This window comes from Paenibacillus sp. FSL R10-2796, assembly GCF_037965315.1.
Lineage (GTDB): Bacteria > Bacillota > Bacilli > Paenibacillales > Paenibacillaceae > Paenibacillus_AQ > Paenibacillus_AQ odorifer.
Window position 1 is genome coordinate 990,486 of record NZ_CP150178.1, and the last position, 16,506, is coordinate 1,006,991.

Consider the following 16,506-nt stretch of genomic DNA (forward strand, 5'->3'; position numbering starts at 1 on the left):
AGCAAGGGTAGCGTGTATACCCTTGCTTATTATTTAAGGTGGGACTAGAGAAATGAACAAGAAGAAATGGTTAACAGCGATACTAATCATAGGTGTATTGGCTATCGCCTTCTTTTGGGGCGGGGATTACCAGAAGAGCCCAAACAAGGTCGCAAATAGTAGCGTTGAGACACAGGTTATAGAGCCAGAGAACACTGCTTCCGCAACAAATGATGATGTTGAACCCACTGAGGCCATCGCTACCGAGACAACAGAGATAACACCGTCAGCTACGCCAAGTGAAACAGCTAAGCCCATTGAAACCCTAAAACCAAATGAATCGGCAACACCAACGGAAGCTGTAACACCAACAGGAACTGCAGCACCAACAGAAGTTGTAACACCGGTCGCAACAACAAAACCTGCTGCAACGAAGCAACCGACCGCAACGCCGAAAGCGGCTAAAACGTCCGTGCCGGAAACGAAAGCGACGGCAAAACCCGTAACAAAACCTGATTCAAAAGTAGCGACAACAGAAACCAAGCAGGAACCGAAAAAGGATAAATTTCTTACCGATCCAGTGCCAAGCGGGAAACCTAAACCAGTGGAATGGCAAGATGCAACGGTAGATAAGAAGAAGCAATTAACGGCTACCTTGTCCGTCTCAGCGGCAACAATTTTAGATAACATGGATATTTTTAATCAGGATAAGCTTGAAGTATTGCCGGCAGATGGTATCATTTATAAAGCGCAGAAGGTAACCTTTTATGAAGGTGAGTCTGTGTTTGATGTTTTACTAAGAGAAATGAAAAAGAATAAAATCCATATGGAATTTAGCATGACGCCGATCTATAACAGTAATTATATTGAAGGCATAAATAATCTGTATGAATTCGACGCTGGAGAGCTCAGTGGATGGATGTACAAAGTAAATGGCTGGTTCCCTAACTACGGCAGTAGCCGTTATGTTCTCAAAGATGGCGATGTCATTGATTGGGTATACACTTGTGATCTAGGTCGAGATGTGGGTGGTTATGTAACCACAGGAGGAGCTCAGAAATAATGAAGGATAGCTTTTCTGCCTTTCATCCGTTTGTGAATTTTCTATATTTTGTTGTTGTATTGCTGTTTAGCATGGTGTTCATGCATCCTATATTTCAAGTGATTGCCCTTATTAGTGCTGTAGCCTACTCAATTATGTTAAAAGGAAAAAAGGGCATCCGATTTAATCTGCTTTACATGATTCCTTTTCTGCTGTTTATGGCAGTGATGAATCCTGTTTTTAATCATCAAGGGGTAACGATCTTGTTCTATTTAAACAACGGGAACCCTATTACGAAGGAATCGATTCTTTATGGCGTGGCAGCGGCGTGTATGTTTGTGACGGTAATTATTTGGTTCTCCTGTTATAACGTCGTGATGACCTCGGATAAGTTTATTTATATATTCGGAAAAATACTGCCGGCACTGTCGTTGATTTTTTCGATGGTGCTTCGTTTTGTTCCTAGATATTTAGCGCAAATCAAGGTGATTTCTAATGCTCAAAAATGTATAGGCCGGGATGTCTCACAGGGAAATCTCCTCGCGCGTGCGCGGAATGGCATTACGATCCTCTCCATTATGACCACCTGGGCTTTGGAAAATGCGATTGAGACAGCGGATTCCATGAGATCGAGAGGGTATGGATTGCCGGGCCGTACAAGCTTTTCTATCTTTCGGTTAGATGCCCGAGACAAAGTAGCCCTCTTGATCATGACAGGTTTAATTGCGCTGGTAGCCGTAGGGGCAGTGATGGGTGAGAACACCATGAGATTCTATCCGTCGATTAAAGCGAGCGCAATTACGCCTTTTAGTATTCTTATATATATCGCTTATTTTGCGTTATGTATGATCCCAGTGCTCATCAATATGGTGGAGGCAATGAAATGGAAATCTATCGAATCGAAGAACTAAGCTTTACTTTTCCTGAACAAGAGCAAGCGGCTCTTTCGAATATTAATCTTACGATTGAAAGTGGAGACTTCATTACTATTTGTGGAAAGTCAGGCTGTGGCAAAAGCACTCTGCTTAGACAACTGAAAACAATTCTAACCCCACATGGCAGTCGCCAAGGGGCAATTTATTATAAGGGTCAACCTGTAGAGGAGATTGATCAAAGAACGCAGGCAGCGGAAATTGGTTATGTACTCCAAAGTCCGGACAATCAAATAGTGACAGATAAAGTATGGCATGAGCTTGCCTTTGGGCTGGAGAGCTTGGGGTATGATCATTCTACTATTCGTCTGCGTGTGGCGGAAATGGCCAGTTTTTTTGGGATCCAGACCTGGTTTCATAAAAGTGTGACCGAGTTATCAGGCGGCCAGAAGCAGCTGCTTAACTTAGCCTCCATAATGGCTATGCATCCCTCGGTTCTAATCCTCGATGAGCCTACCTCCCAGCTAGATCCTATTGCGGCTTCCGATTTTCTGGAGACGGTCAAAAAAATAAATCGTGAGCTGGGAACAACCGTGATCATGACCGAGCATCGTCTAGAGGATGTTCTTCCGCTTACAGATCGGTTGATTGTGCTGAATGAGGGAGTTGTGATCGCCGATGATACCCCGCAAAAGGTGGGCGAGGCTTTAAGTAAGCTGAACCATCCGATGTTTCTGTCCATGCCCTCACCGATGCAGATTGTTGCAGGAGTAGATCATGACTTAGCGTGGCCTGTGACTGTGAAGGAAGGGCGCCAATGGTTGGATGCTTTTCTAAAGGGTAAGACTCCTGCAACGATGGCAGAAACTCAGCCTAGCACGAAAGAGGCCGGCCCTGTAGTCATAAAGTTTAAGGACGTATGGTTTAAATATGATAAAAATGGCCCGGATATCATTAAAGATTTGTCGTTTGAAGTGAAGCAAGGGCAATTTTATTGTATTGTTGGCGGGAATGGGACGGGGAAGACATCAACGCTGTCGCTGATGAGCGGGATCCTTCAGCCTTACAGAGGGAAAGTTCTAATCGGTGGGAACAACCCTGCGAAGATGAATGCCAAAGCGTTGTTTACTAACAATCTGGGCATCCTCCCGCAAAATCCGCAAACCTTATTTGTGAAAAAAACAGTCGAGCTAGATTTATATGAAATGTTATCCCAGCTCTCTTTGACGAAGGAAGAAAAAACCGCCAGAGTTGAAGCTGTGGTAAAGTTCGCAGAACTGGAACATCTCCTCTCCATGCATCCGTATGATCTCAGTGGGGGAGAACAACAGCGTGCAGCGTTGGCGAAGGTGCTTTTGTTAAAACCAAAGATTCTGCTGTTGGATGAACCGACCAAAGGACTGGATGGACCCTTCAAAGAGAAGCTAGCCGTATTCCTGCAAAAGCTCAATGCCGAAGGCGTTACTATTGTAATGGTCTCGCATGATGTTGAATTTTGTGCCAAATACGCTGAGGTCTGCGCCATGTTTTTTGATGGAAGTATCATCACTACGAATGAAGCACAGAAGTTTTTTGCGGGAAACAGCTTCTATACAACGGCCGCCAACCGTATGGCGCGTCATGTATGGAATGAGGGAGTAACGATAGAGGGTGTGATTGATTTATGTCAAAGAAGCAGATAACGGATCGTCGTTTGAGTCGTCGAACTTTATTAGCGGCACTACTAATCCTCATAGTCATTCCAGCTACGATTTTATTAGGCATCTTTGTGCTAAATGATCGGAAGTATTATTTTATCAGTCTATTAATTGTTATCTATACGATGATTCCTTTTGCGATGGTATTCGAGAACCGGAAGCCGCAGGCGAGGGAGCTGATCGTTATAGCGGTGTTAGCAGCCATTGCCGTGGCGGGACGCGCAGCCTTTTTTATGTTGCCGCAGTTTAAGCCAGTGGTTGCTATTGTCATCATCGCAGGGGTAAGCTTGGGTGCGGAGGCAGGGTTTCTGGTTGGCGCTGTTGCAGGCTTTGTCTCGAATTTCTTCTTTGGGCAGGGGCCTTGGACGCCTTGGCAAATGTTTTGTTTTGGCATCATTGGCTTCCTGGCGGGCATTTTCTTCAAGAAGGGTCTGCTTAAAAAGAATAAGCTGTCGCTGTGTATATTCGGAGGCTTAGCGACGTTTTTCGTATACGGAGGCATTATCAATATAGGCTCGCTGATGATGTTCACTTCAGAGTTCTCATGGCCGGCTTTAATGACCACTTATATTTCAGGTTTTTGGTTTGATATGGTGCATGCGATCTCGACGGTGGTGTTTTTGTTTTTTATTGCTAATCCTATGATTGAGAAGTTGGATCGGATAAAAACGAAATATGGGTTGATTGAGCCTTAGGTTCTTGGTGTTAGCTTTTGGACGTTGTGCGCTGTGGGCTTTTTACGCTGGCGGACGCTCCGCTTTTCCACAATCAGTCCGTTCTCTCCGCTGCTATCAGCGCGAATTCCAAAACACCAACACACAAACACAAACTAAAGGCTCAACGCCTCCCGCTTCGGTTTTTACCGGAAGGGGGAGGGGAACTAGTGGCTACGAATCAGGCCACTGTGACAAGCCACTGAAAAGAGAATATACCTAGTAGCGATGCTCCTAGGTGAAAACTTATAAAAACAGGCGATGTTCCGGTATCCGGTATCGCCTGTTTTTTTGATTCACTTAACGTTCAGCAACAACTTTGTGCGGGGGAACCCCGGCATCGGGCTGCTTATGAGTGGCTTCAAGTGTGGAGAGGTCACCGTCCAGTGTTTTGAGTCCGGGGAGCAGCAAGGCTGCGCTGGCGCAGAGCATTGGAAGCAAGCCGGCGATGACAAAAAGCGCAGGCACACCATAGAGTTCAGCAATCGCGGCGCCGGCAAAAGCACCAAAAGGCTGTAAACCGCCACCGATTAAAAAACGGATGGAGTTGACTCTTCCTTGCAGATTGCTCGGAACCAGACGTCCATGGAGTGAAGAGCTTAAGGAGCCGAAGAAGGGACCTATCGTTCCGGTGGCGAATACGGCGGCGAGAGCAAAAGAAAAACTAGGAAATAACCCCCATAATGTTGTAACTAAACCGATGGTCCCCAGACTTCCGAGCATGACAAACCGCCTCTTTTTAATTTCCCCTATCATGGAAATGACGCTTAGCCCGACTAAGGTTCCAAGTGCGAAAACTGTACTAAGTGTGCCCATCGTCGCCGCATCACGGTGGAGCACTTCGCGTACAAAAGGAACCATCATGGTCCAGACGGCAATTGAGCTTAGATTACTAATAGAGGCCATCATCATTATCGTAAGCATGGCGGGGAATTGTTTATAGAAGGTAAAACCCTCAGCTATTTCGCGAACGTAGATGGCAATGGAGAAACGGCCTGGAGCTGGAGAGGGCTTGGGTAGCTTCTGCAGGCACAGCAAGGTAGTGATGGCCGCAACGTAACATAACATGTTGATGCTAAGGGCTGGCAGCGCGCCACTGGCAGCGGTCAACGCCCCAGCCAGGGCGGGGCCCAGCAAGACTGCTGCACTTTTGCTGCCATCGATGATAGCAAAAGCCCGCACCAGCTTCCGGCTATCGGCAACGCCGGGAATAACAGCCATGGCTGTTGGCATGAACAGGGCGGCGCAGGCCCCGCTGAGACCAGCGGCGACAAACAGATGCCACAGCTGCAGTTGGCCAGCCAGACCCATGCCAAGCGGTAATGCTATAGCCAGCAGGCGAATGGCTGCCAAGCAGGCCATAAAGCGTACCCGGTGGAGTCGGTCGGACAGCGGCGAGCCCAGCAAGCGCAGCAGCAGCTCAGGTATGCCGGAGCTGAGTGCGAGTGCTCCCATCGCTAGTTTGGAACCCGTCAGCTCATAGACGAGCCATTCCATAGCCAACAAGCCAAAAGCATCCCCAAAAGCACTTAAAGTTATGGTTGAGAGTAAACCATAATAGCTGCGTTTTATCATAGCCTGTTCGCTCCTTTCTTATATTTCTCGCATATACGCTTAGCGTCCTTATAAGGACGCTTAAGGCGTTTATGCTTGACTCTCTAGATATGACCCAATCTGTTGCGGTAGCCCATTTAAGGCTTCCAATCGCAGGCTATACGATGTGCTTTTAACGTTGGTATGGACAATGACCAGCCCTGCTGCGCGCAGCGCGATCAGATGGTAGTGGATTGTACTTTTAGAAAGTCCGACTTCCCGCACGATTTCCGTGAAATTCAACTGCTTGCCTGTAAGCAAACGAAGGATATACAGCCGCGTCTCATCCGAGAGTGCCCGGGTAAGGCGAAGTAGTGCTGGAGCAGGCCGGCCAGCTTCCGGAGGGAGAACATCACAAGAGTAGCTAGTGAACACGAATTCATCAAACATAGAGGTGGTGACCAGTGGGCGGGCATGATATTGCGGAATGATAATGACCTGCTTCAGACGTTCGGTTGGATAGAGGCGCATTCCGTCGGTTGCTGCTTCAAAGACTTCCATATCATTGTTCCCATTCAGTATCGTTCGTCTTGACTCGGCTTCCTGTTCAAGCCCTTTGAGGATATTAGGGTCGATTCCATTGAAGTAACCCGCGTTCCATTCGCGCAGGATGTCAGAGGCAGTGTCCCTTAGCTCGGAAAGATTAGAGGGGACCGATTGGCCGAAACGTCCAGATATTTCATACAGTTCACCCGAAGTTAACCCATCAAACCAATCCAGAAAGCTGCTAACCGAACGTTCTACTGGACAGCACCAAATGTAGGGAGCCAAACTGAAATCATCAAGTTTCTTAACGACCTCTTGCATTTTACGAAGCAACATCGGTGCAAATCTTGCTTGTACTTCACGTACCCAGAGCTTACCGGAATCCATAGCAGTATGGTTCTGCTTGCTTAGAAAAGCAGTCATACTGTTCACACATTCATACATGGGGGCAAAATCGACTTCTACTTTATATTCCATGAGCTTCTCCATCCTTTGAGTAAGTTACTGAAACATTTATTAGTTCTATAATTATAGAACTTTTTATTGGTTTTATTGTAAACGAACTATATTCCATTTTCAATAGCTTTTCGACTGAAAACAAAAGAAATTTTAATTACGAAAAAAAGACAGTTCCGGTAGGCACATTTTGTGCACTAGGAACTGTCTTTTGACGTCTACACAATTTATATACTTTTTAGGAGTTCTGAGTAGATTGCTCAAATATAATCAATTGATTATATAAGTGTTTGGTTATATAATAAATCTGAAACTCAGATGAAGAAGGTGTTTTTAGATTTGAAGGAATTTCAGGGCATGAATGATTTGACTCAGGGTCCTATTATGCCTACCTTAATGAAATTAACGCTTCCCATTATTGCGACGAATTTCATCTCCACAACCTATGGCCTCGTCGATATGATTTGGGTTGGAAGATTGGGAAGTGGTCCTGTTGCCGCGATTGGCACGGCGAGTTTTTTCATTAATCTAGCGATTGCATTGTCGACTATGATTACGATCGGTACAGGGATTAAGGTTGCGTTTTGTATGGGATCTGGCCAGATAGAGAAGGCTAAATCATATATTAAGAACGGGTTTATGATGTCTATTTTATTAGGACTTCTCTATATGAGCTTAGTTCTGTTGACCAACAATCAGTTGATTGGTTTTTTTGATCTTGGAAGTGATGAAGTTGAACGGATGGCACGACAATTTTTAGTGATTTCGATCTTCGGGACGGTATTTTCCATCGTAAATACTTTGTTTGCCACACTCTTAAACTCGATGGGAAATAGTAAACAACCGTTTCAGATCTACTCCGTTGGTCTTATGGTTAATATCGTCCTTGATCCATTTTTAATTTTTGGCTGGGGCAGTTTTGAAGGTTGGGGAGTAGCGGGGGCAGCCACGGCAACATTGACAGCGAACATCTTAGTTACGGCTCTTTTTATCATAAAGACAAGAAAGTCAGAAATCATTTCGAACACATCAGCATGGGACAGTCGTCAAATGAAAGAAGTAATTCGTATGGGACTTCCCATCACAATCCAACGGGTCACCTTTACGCTCATATCGATCGTCATTGCTAAGATCATTGTACGTTTTGGGGCGGATGCGATTGCGGTGCAAAAAGTAGGGATTCAAATTGAATCTATTTCTTATATGACTATTGGAGGACTACAGGGAGCTATTGCTGCCTTTTTTGGACAAAATTATGGAGCACGCCGATTGGACCGTATAGGGCAGGGATATCGTAAGGCTTTGATCTTAACCTCCATCTTTGGCGTGATCATATCGCTTATATTTATTGCGTTCCCGCAGCAGCTATTTTCCTTGTTTTTATCAGATCAGACAAGCCTGGAATTAGGCACTGATTATATGCGCATCATTGGCTACTCACAATTATTTATGTGTATGGAATTGATGACAGTAGGTGCTTTTAACGGCATTGGCCAAACTCATATCCCGCCGATCTTCAGTATTACATTTACTGCACTGCGAATTCCACTAGCCTTGATTTTATCCGAACCTTTTGGCTTGAATGGGGTGTGGATGTCGATTGCTCTAAGCAGTGTGTTTAAAGGGGTTATTCTTGTGTTCTGGTTTAATAGATCTTTATTCAAAATGAACAAACAGCAGATAAACTACTAAGCAAAGGATGATCGTTGAAATGGCTTTATTAAATCGTAAACTCATACAGCTTCTGAGGGATAACCATTTGAATAAGGAGCTTTTTCACGGCGAATTTGGATTGGAAAAAGAAAATGTCAGAGTGGATCCAGAGGGAAGACTTGCGCTGACACCACATCCTAAAGCTTTTGGCAACAAAATGGAGAACCCGTATATTCAAACCGATTTCTCAGAGAGTCAAATTGAAATGGTCACCCCTTCTTTTGATTCTATTGATGAGACTTATAACTTTCTGGAGGCGCTGCAGGATATTGTGTCGCTTGAGCTCAAGGAAGAATATCTGTGGCCAAGTAGTAATCCTCCAAGGCTACCGAATGATCAGGACATCCCCATTGCCAAGATGGGTAATCCGATTGAGGATGAATACAGACATCAGCTAGCAGACAAATACGGTCGCAAAAGACAATTGCTGAGCGGAATCCATTACAATTTCTCTTTTGATGAACAATTTCTGAGACAGCTTCATGACATAACAGATCCACAGGTGAGCTTTAAAGAATTCAAAGACGCTACCTACTTAAAAATAGCCCGTAACCTATTGCGGTACCGTTGGCTTCTTATCTATTTAACAGGCGCCAGCCCTGTTTTTGATAAGACTTATATGGAACAATGTGTAGCTCGCGGGGAAACAGATGACGACAAAAGCTTTTATTATCAGAATATGAATTCACTGCGGAATAGCGAATGTGGGTATCGAAATGAAAAACCTCTTTATGTATCTTTTGCTTCGTTAAAGGATTATGTTCATGATTTACAAGCTTTGATCGAATCGGAAGAATTATTAAGTGTAAAAGAGTTTTATAGTCCGGTTAGAGTGAAGACAGCAAGAGGCAAACACCCTTTAGAGGAACTGATGCAAGATGGGATAGCTTATTTGGAGCTTCGGTTTATTGATCTGAATCCACTCTACAAAATAGGAATCGGCAAAGAAACGATGATTTTCATTCATCTTTTTATCCTGTATATGCTGCTGAAGGAGGACGAACCGTTCGGAGTAGAGGATCAGAAGATGGCGAATCTTAATCATGATCAACTAATCATGGAAGGAATAAAGGGATGTTTGCATGATTACGGGGATTCATGTACAACGATGGAGCAGCAGGCATTAACTTGTATTCATGAGATGCAGAATATGATCCAACTGTTGAACCCGGAGAATGAAGTGTTTTTGAACGTATTGCATGGAGCTAAGAATAAAATTGTAGAGCCAGACCGGAGTTTTGCAGCTATTGTGAAGTCGGAAGTTCAACAATCCTCTTTTGTACAATACCATCTGAATAAAGCTAAACAATATGCTAAGGAAAGTCTTGCGAATGGATACCGTTTTGTGGGATATGAGGATCTGGAGCTATCTACACAGCTTCTTTTGAAGGCAGCGGTTAAACGTGGCATTAAGTTTCAATTGATCGATCGGGAAGAGAACTTTGTAGTTCTTACGCAAGGTGATCATAAAGAATATATTAAGCAAGCTACGAAGACCTCCCTTGATTCTTATAGTACGGTATTAATCATGGAGAATAAGATCGTTACGAAAGAAGTTCTTAAACAGCAAGGCATTCGTGTTCCCGCAGGAGAAGCTTTTCGAAATCTGGAAGAGGCAATGAATGCGCATGGCACTTACCGTAACAAGGCTATTGTGATTAAGCCCAAATCAACCAATTTTGGACTCGGCATTACTATTTTTACAGACGACTTCTCTAAAGAAGATTATCAAAAAGCCTTCGAAATCGCCTTCGAGTTTGATCGAACAGTGCTACTAGAGGAATTCATGACGGGTAAAGAATATCGTTTTCTTGTCATGGGTGATGAAGTAGTCGGAGTATTGCACAGGGTTCCTGCAAATGTGATTGGAGATGGTGTACATACGATTGAACAACTAGTGCACGAGAAGAATAAGGATCCGTTAAGAGGCCGTGGGTACAAGACACCACTTGAGAAAATTCAGATCGGTGAAGCAGAAGCGATGTTCTTGAACAACCACGCTCAGGCTTGGAGTGATATTCCTCCATTAAACGAAGTCATCTATCTTCGGGAGAACTCTAATATTAGCACGGGTGGTGACAGCCTGGATTTTACAGATGAGATCCCAGATAGTTATAAGGCTCTGGCGATTCAAGCGGCTAAAGCTGCGGGCGCCACTTTTTGTGGAGTGGATATGATGATTGATGACATCAAGGAAGAAGCCAATGATACGAACTATAGCGTTATTGAGATTAACTTTAATCCAGCGATTCATATTCATTGTTATCCTTATAAAGGGAAGAACCGAAAGGCGGATGAACGGATTCTGAATCTATTATTTGGGGAATAAACAGAAGCTCAACCAGTACCTTTGGTTGAGCTTCTGTTTTTAAAGGGGCAATTCGCTCCCTCACCCACTACATGTTCATGTTAGGAGTTACCCGCAGCTGCAACGCCACTAAAGTTTCTGGCTTGGACATTATTAAAGGGATCTGTTGCAGCTGCATTTGTGAAGATCTCTGCTGTGTACTGAATTTGACCTGTTGCGACAGCCGCTGGTGGTGGAATATCTACTGCTGTAAAACCGAAAGCTTCATTTTCTCTGCTGATCGCAACCCCAAATGTCGTGGTGAAAATGATTATATTCACCTCCTAGAAATAGAATATGATAGAAGGAGAGTTAACTCTTGGATTTTCTATATAATTCATCAGCTACCTACTTGCATGGCTTGATGATCAAGTGTTAAATGAAAGAAGGGTTAGAAGTTTAAGGAAAGGCGGGAGCTATTATCAAATATAGGAATAAGTCTAAAAGGATATTATTGATTTCATTGATGCTGTTGGCAGTAGTTATCATTGGTGCGGTGGTGCTTGGGGAACGCGGAGGAATAATGAGTAAATCCGAGAGCTCTTTCAAAAGTCCTGCTGAACCGTCGCCCCTTATCATTACACATGAGAATAGTACAGATGCTATAGATAATTATGTCATTCTAAAGACGAGCTGGAATGGAGCGGAATATGATCGGGCTTCCTTTTACTATACGGCTTGGCATAGTGAACCTACGCTTCTAACGAGGCTGCATCGTTTGAAACCAGGGGAGAAACTGCAGGTCGACTTTGGAGATTACGCACCGAGTGAAGTCACAGTAAAGATGGCCTATCTAACTGAGAGCTTTGATGAATCGCAGCTTCCAATTGTAGAAGTTCCTGTAACACTCGTCGAAGGGAAATATGAATTTGTGAACCCTCCAGCATCCACCAGTGATATTCCCACTTCGGGTCGCGTCTTTAGTGTTATAGCTAGATGGGGTGAGAACATCTGCGAATATGTCTTCGCATCAGATGGCAAGTTTGATAACTATGAATATGATTTGTGAGGTTAGTCGAAGATAAGAGATGTTCTAAAGCCGGTCCGGTTTTAGAATATCTCTTTTTTGTCTCGATTTTAGACAAATCTAACGATGTGTCTATTTTTTAGACAATGTACCGTTATTGTCTAGTTGGGGAGGACTGTTAACCTGATTAACCATTTAGGGCTAAGTTTAATTAGATCGAGAGACGGATGAGAGAATACCCGTTTTTAATATTATGAAAACAACTTTAAGACGAGGGAGGAGTGAGCGTCATAGGTACAGAAACGGAAGAACTGAATTATGATGACATTCAAGGAATCGTCTTACAAGAACGGCCTACCCCCTACGTAGGAACCTATGTATTGCTGTCTATCGATCATCAACAGGACGGGAAAGTGATGCTGAAGCGGCTTCTCGACGAAGTGACGTCGGCCGGACAGTGGAATAATCCTCACGAAGGTGCTTGGGTCAACGTTGGTTTTACCTATCAAGGACTCCAGAAGCTGGGGATTCCCAAGGAGTCACTCAACAGCTTCGACCTGGAGTTCCGGGAGGGCATGGCTGCCCGGGCAGCTAAGCTAGGGGATGTAAACGAAAGCAGCCCGGAGCACTGGGAAGACCCGCTGGGTACTGACAAAGTCGATGTGGCGCTTGCTCTGTTCGCGCCCACCAAAGAAGCGCTGCTTCAAGCAGAAGAAGCAGCCCATCGAATCCACTGCGAACTGAATGGTGTATCCGTCGTTTACCAGCTGGATGTCGGAATGAATCCTGACGGACGTACTCATCTGGGCTTCATGGATGGAATCAGCAATCCGAGAATCGAAGGAAACCATATACCCAATGCGGTGGGGCAGGAAGCGGAGATTAAAGCCGGTGAATTCCTGTTCGGGCATTTAAATGAATCCGGCACTATAACACAGGGACCACAGCCGGCAGAACTTGGCCACAATGGAAGTTACCTCAGTTTCCGTAAATTGCATATGAGGGTCGCGACTTTCCGTCGTTATTTGCGGGAGCATGCGGATAACCGGGAAGAGGAAGAACTTTTGGCCGCTAAAATGGTAGGAAGATGGCCGAGCGGAGCCCCTTTAAGTCTGGCTCCTGAAGCAGATGATCCGGCACTGGGCGAAGATGTCAGCCGACGGAACGCATTTACGTATGGGGATGATCATAAAGGGTTGAAATGTCCGGTAAGCTCGCATATCCGTCGTGCATTTCCCCGAGACAGCTTGCAGGATTCGGTTGTTAATGTGAACATTCACCGGTTGCTCCGGCGGTCAACGATGTATGGCCCTATACTGCCAAAAGGTGTAATGGAGGATGATGGTCAGGATAGAGGCCTTATTTTTGCAGGTATATGCAGCTCATTGTCCCGCCAATTCGAGTTTATCAAGAGCGATTGGTTAAATGGAGGCAATTTCGCGGGCATGTCAACCGAGAAAGACCCTATTACCGGTAAGAATGAGGGGGAAGGGATGTTTACCATTCCGGACAAACCTATTCGCCACCGGATGAAAGAAATTCCAAGTTTTTCAATCACCAAAGGCGGGGAGTATTTCTTTGTTCCCAGCATGACTGCATTGCGGTGGATGGCAGAGTTGGATCAACATACATCTAAGGAGGAATAAACATGTTAGAAGCACAAGATCAGACTAATCCAATTACAAGCGCTGGACGTGCCGGCCTGCGGGAAGGTGAAATATCTGAGCTTACCATCATTGCGCCGCTTAAAGAAGGTGGGGCGGATCGTCTCCGTGAGAAGCTGAAAAAAAGTGCATCGAGACAAGCCGAAACGATGGCGAAGATCGCGACCGTTCACGACATGCGCTTCGTAATCTTTGATAACGACACGCGGCTGTTGTTCGCGACGGCTTATGATGGAGATTGGGATAGTTATATCGATGATTTTGGAACTGAAATTCCAGAGTTGTTGAATAACATGTTTAATGAAGTGAAGGATTTTCCGGGAATTGAATCTTCGGAAGCGAAAGACTTCATCGCCAACCATCAGATCACTGCATCCGGCTGGTACAGTGCTTATCCCGATGCCACGGTCAGAGATATTTGGCGCGGACAGCGAATTACGAAGGCCTGGAATGACCTGCTCGACGCATCACAAAGCTAAAAAACTAGAAAAGGGGGCCTTGTCCCCTTTTCCTTCCTGATAAATTACAAAGAGGTGAACGAAAATGAACAATAATAAATCAGTGTCGTCTGAACTCGCAGAAGAAGCGGTAAACTCCATTGAGGAGGTAGCAGGCAAATATCCGGGTTATCGACGCGCGCACGCCAAAGGTGTTGTCTACCAGGCGGTGTTCACCCCTAACGGCCAAGCGGGTCCTTTAACAACAGCTGCACATTTGCAAAATCAAGAGATGCAAGCTCTCGTACGCTTCTCCAATAGCTCGACTAATCCGTCCATCCCTGATGTTTTTTCGCCTGCAAAAGGAATGGCGGTTCAGTTTGTATTGCCTGATGGGGGCGTGACAAGTTTGGTGACAATTACATTGCCGATCTTTTTTGCCAAAACACCGCAATCCTTTATTAATATCTTACGTACAATTAAAGAAAATTCGTTTGAGGGAGCGACCATTGCAGACAAATTCAAAGCCGTTATGGAGAAGTATTCGGAAAGCCGGGCTGGGCTTCAAGCCGTGAAAATGCTGCAACCGCCACTCAGTTTTGCAACCAACCTTTATCATTCCATTCATGCCTATTACTTCACCAATGCTGCTGGCGAGCGGCGGGCTATTAAATATGAGTGGGAACCGGAAGCGGGTCTGCACTTTCTGGCCCAGGAAGAGGTGGAGAATCGATCTCCCGATTATTTGGAGGATGAACTAATCGAGAGACTGTCCAAAGGTCCTGTGGCGTTTCAATTGACAGTAATCCTCGGGCAGGAGGGAGATCCTACGGATGACCCGACGTCTGCTTGGCCTGAAGACCGGGAACGGATTGTTGTCGGCCATTTGTCGATCACCGGCGTGGCAGACGAGAAGGCTCAAGAGTACGTCTTTGATCCGACAGTTGTACCTGCCGGCATTGAATGCTCTGAAGATCCTATTCTGAACTTTCGTCATGATGCCTATGCGGAGTCACATTCCCGTCGAAGTATTAATCAGTAAGCATTTATTTTATATTCTATGAATATGATCGGGCTGTCCTAGAATGTCTGCCGACATCCTTAGGGCAGTCTTTTTAGGTATGTCTTGTGACACTCTTGTAACAGAGATTGGCTACGATAGGTTACGAGGTGAGAGAATGAAGAAGTTTAAAGGATTTATCGTATTGATTTTGTTGGCAGTCGTAGGATGCAGTGCAGCAACACCACAAGCAAATCTTGAACCGGAGAAGGAGGTAAAGAAAGAGGTCAATGAGAAGATCGCTTTCTGGGATCAACAGCGTAAAGGAACAAATTTCATGAATTCCAAATCTATACCCGAAAATTATGATGCAGCGAAAGAAAATAATATAGAGTTCATTCGACTTGCGCCAGATAAATGGGCAAAAGATAGTGATTTCCTGTTTAACGATCAACCGGATGCCAATCCAGATAAAGATTTTTTAATAGGGAATGCAGATAAATACGAGGGGCTTGTTGAGGATGATTTTACAGCGTTAAAAGCAGACTTGGATGCAGCCGAGGCGCGGGGTTCAAAAGTAGTGCTGACAGTCCTTAGTCTGCCTGGAGATCGGTGGCGACAGTTTAATGATTATACAAATGATGATCGAATCTGGAAGGATTTCAGTTATCATGAACAAGCGGCAACGTTTTGGAAGGATCTTGCGGAAAGATTAAAGGATCATCCTGCGGTGGTCGGCTATAATCTGATTAATGAGCCACATCCTGAACAAGCTACTGGATTTAATGATTTCTGGACAGAGGATTACAACGAATGGTATAGCTCAGTGGAGAATACTCCGGCGGATTTGAATCTTTTATATGAGACTATTGTGACAGCGATTCGAACCGTAGATACGGAAACCCCTATTATCGTCAATTCTGGTCTGTATGCTACACCATGGGCCTTTAAATATTTGAAACCCATCGATGATGCGAATGTATTATATGCTTTTCATATGTACGAACCCTACGAACTCACCAGCCAAAATAAGAAAAAAGGCTTAACCTATGAATATCCTGGAACAGTTAAAGTAGGTGAGGAGAAGACGGAAAAAGCATTCAATAAGAAAGCCTTAAAGGATTTTCTAGAACCTATCGCACAGTGGGCAGAAAAAAATAACATCCCTGCTAATCGTATTGTCGCTGAAGAATTTGGCACGAACCGGCTTGTAAAAGGTGCAGATCAATACTTGGCTGATTTAATCTCGATTTTTGCTGATTACGGCTGGCACTGGGCGTTTTATGCGTTCCGGGAGGATACTTGGGATGGCATGGATTATGAACTTGGCACTGAGCCACCAACCTGGGAGTATTGGGAAGCGATAGAGAAGGGTGAACAGCCTGATCGAAAGACGGTCGATAACCCGATATGGAACGTACTGACGAAGGGATTAGGTGTAGAGAAGTTGCAATAACGTAGCATGAAAATATATGAAAAGGTGAAACCTGTAAAGGATTTCGCCTTTTTCTTCTGATAATTATAGGAAGGAGAATCTACT

14 protein-coding genes are annotated in these 16,506 nt (G+C 44.7%); 11 read left to right on the plus strand and 3 right to left on the minus strand.

Features of this window, described 5'->3' with window-relative positions; genetic code table 11:
• Positions 1–52: 52 nt before the first annotated feature.
• The 4 genes from NST58_RS04455 to NST58_RS04470 are packed head-to-tail and all read left to right on the plus strand — an operon-like array spanning position 53 to position 4,285.
• Positions 53–1,042: a DUF4430 domain-containing protein gene (locus NST58_RS04455; protein ID WP_076130086.1), complete on the plus strand. Its 990-nt coding sequence runs from the start codon at positions 53–55 to the stop codon at positions 1,040–1,042.
• A complete protein-coding gene (locus NST58_RS04460; protein ID WP_081387201.1) occupies positions 1,042–1,932 on the plus strand; it encodes an energy-coupling factor transporter transmembrane component T in 891 nt (296 codons plus the stop codon). The genes NST58_RS04455 and NST58_RS04460 overlap by 1 nt, the downstream gene beginning before the upstream one ends.
• Positions 1,905–3,575, plus strand: coding sequence for an energy-coupling factor transporter ATPase (locus NST58_RS04465; RefSeq protein ID WP_339246472.1), 1,671 nt, complete (start codon positions 1,905–1,907; stop codon positions 3,573–3,575). Before NST58_RS04460 ends, NST58_RS04465 begins: the two co-directional genes overlap by 28 nt.
• Entirely contained in the window at positions 3,557–4,285 is a 729-nt protein-coding gene (locus NST58_RS04470) for an ECF transporter S component (RefSeq protein WP_036684891.1), read from the plus strand. Before NST58_RS04465 ends, NST58_RS04470 begins: the two co-directional genes overlap by 19 nt.
• A 318-nt stretch (positions 4,286–4,603) precedes the next feature.
• Here NST58_RS04470 and NST58_RS04475 read toward each other — a convergent pair whose 3' ends face one another.
• Positions 4,604–5,878 carry an MFS transporter gene (locus NST58_RS04475; protein WP_076279426.1) on the minus strand — a complete coding sequence of 425 codons (1,275 nt, stop codon included), beginning with the start codon at positions 5,876–5,878 and terminating at the stop codon, positions 4,604–4,606.
• 69 nt (positions 5,879–5,947) lie between these two features.
• Entirely contained in the window at positions 5,948–6,859 is a 912-nt protein-coding gene (locus NST58_RS04480) for a winged helix-turn-helix domain-containing protein (protein WP_076306717.1), read from the minus strand.
• A gap of 318 nt (positions 6,860–7,177) precedes the next feature.
• On the opposite strand from NST58_RS04480, the gene NST58_RS04485 reads away from it, so the two are divergent.
• Together NST58_RS04485 and gshAB are read left to right on the plus strand one after the other, a co-directional pair.
• Positions 7,178–8,530: an MATE family efflux transporter gene (locus NST58_RS04485; protein WP_339246476.1), complete on the plus strand. Its 1,353-nt coding sequence runs from the start codon at positions 7,178–7,180 to the stop codon at positions 8,528–8,530.
• Between the two features lie 19 nt (positions 8,531–8,549).
• Positions 8,550–10,880, plus strand: coding sequence for a bifunctional glutamate--cysteine ligase GshA/glutathione synthetase GshB (gshAB, locus tag NST58_RS04490; RefSeq protein WP_076306719.1), 2,331 nt, complete (start codon positions 8,550–8,552; stop codon positions 10,878–10,880).
• 80 nt (positions 10,881–10,960) lie between these two features.
• Here gshAB and NST58_RS04495 read toward each other — a convergent pair whose 3' ends face one another.
• Positions 10,961–11,179, minus strand: coding sequence for a hypothetical protein (locus NST58_RS04495; RefSeq protein ID WP_339246479.1), 219 nt, complete (start codon positions 11,177–11,179; stop codon positions 10,961–10,963).
• Positions 11,180–11,352: 173 nt separating this feature from the next.
• Here NST58_RS04495 and NST58_RS04500 point away from each other — a divergent pair, with 173 nt between their 5' ends.
• From NST58_RS04500 to NST58_RS04520, 5 genes are all read left to right on the plus strand, one after another.
• A complete protein-coding gene (locus tag NST58_RS04500) occupies positions 11,353–11,907 on the plus strand; it encodes a hypothetical protein (RefSeq protein ID WP_339246481.1) in 555 nt (184 codons plus the stop codon).
• Between the two features lie 239 nt (positions 11,908–12,146).
• Positions 12,147–13,511, plus strand: a complete 1,365-nt coding sequence (locus NST58_RS04505; protein WP_339246483.1) for a Dyp-type peroxidase — start codon at positions 12,147–12,149, stop codon at positions 13,509–13,511.
• Between the two features lie 2 nt (positions 13,512–13,513).
• Entirely contained in the window at positions 13,514–14,008 is a 495-nt protein-coding gene (locus NST58_RS04510) for a hypothetical protein (RefSeq protein WP_143762704.1), read from the plus strand.
• A 64-nt stretch (positions 14,009–14,072) separates the two neighbouring features.
• On the plus strand, positions 14,073–15,008 hold the full coding sequence (locus NST58_RS04515) for a catalase family peroxidase (protein WP_339246486.1): 936 nt from the start codon (positions 14,073–14,075) through the stop codon (positions 15,006–15,008).
• Between the two features lie 136 nt (positions 15,009–15,144).
• Entirely contained in the window at positions 15,145–16,422 is a 1,278-nt protein-coding gene (locus NST58_RS04520) for a cellulase family glycosylhydrolase (protein ID WP_076219448.1), read from the plus strand.
• Positions 16,423–16,506 lie beyond the last annotated feature (84 nt).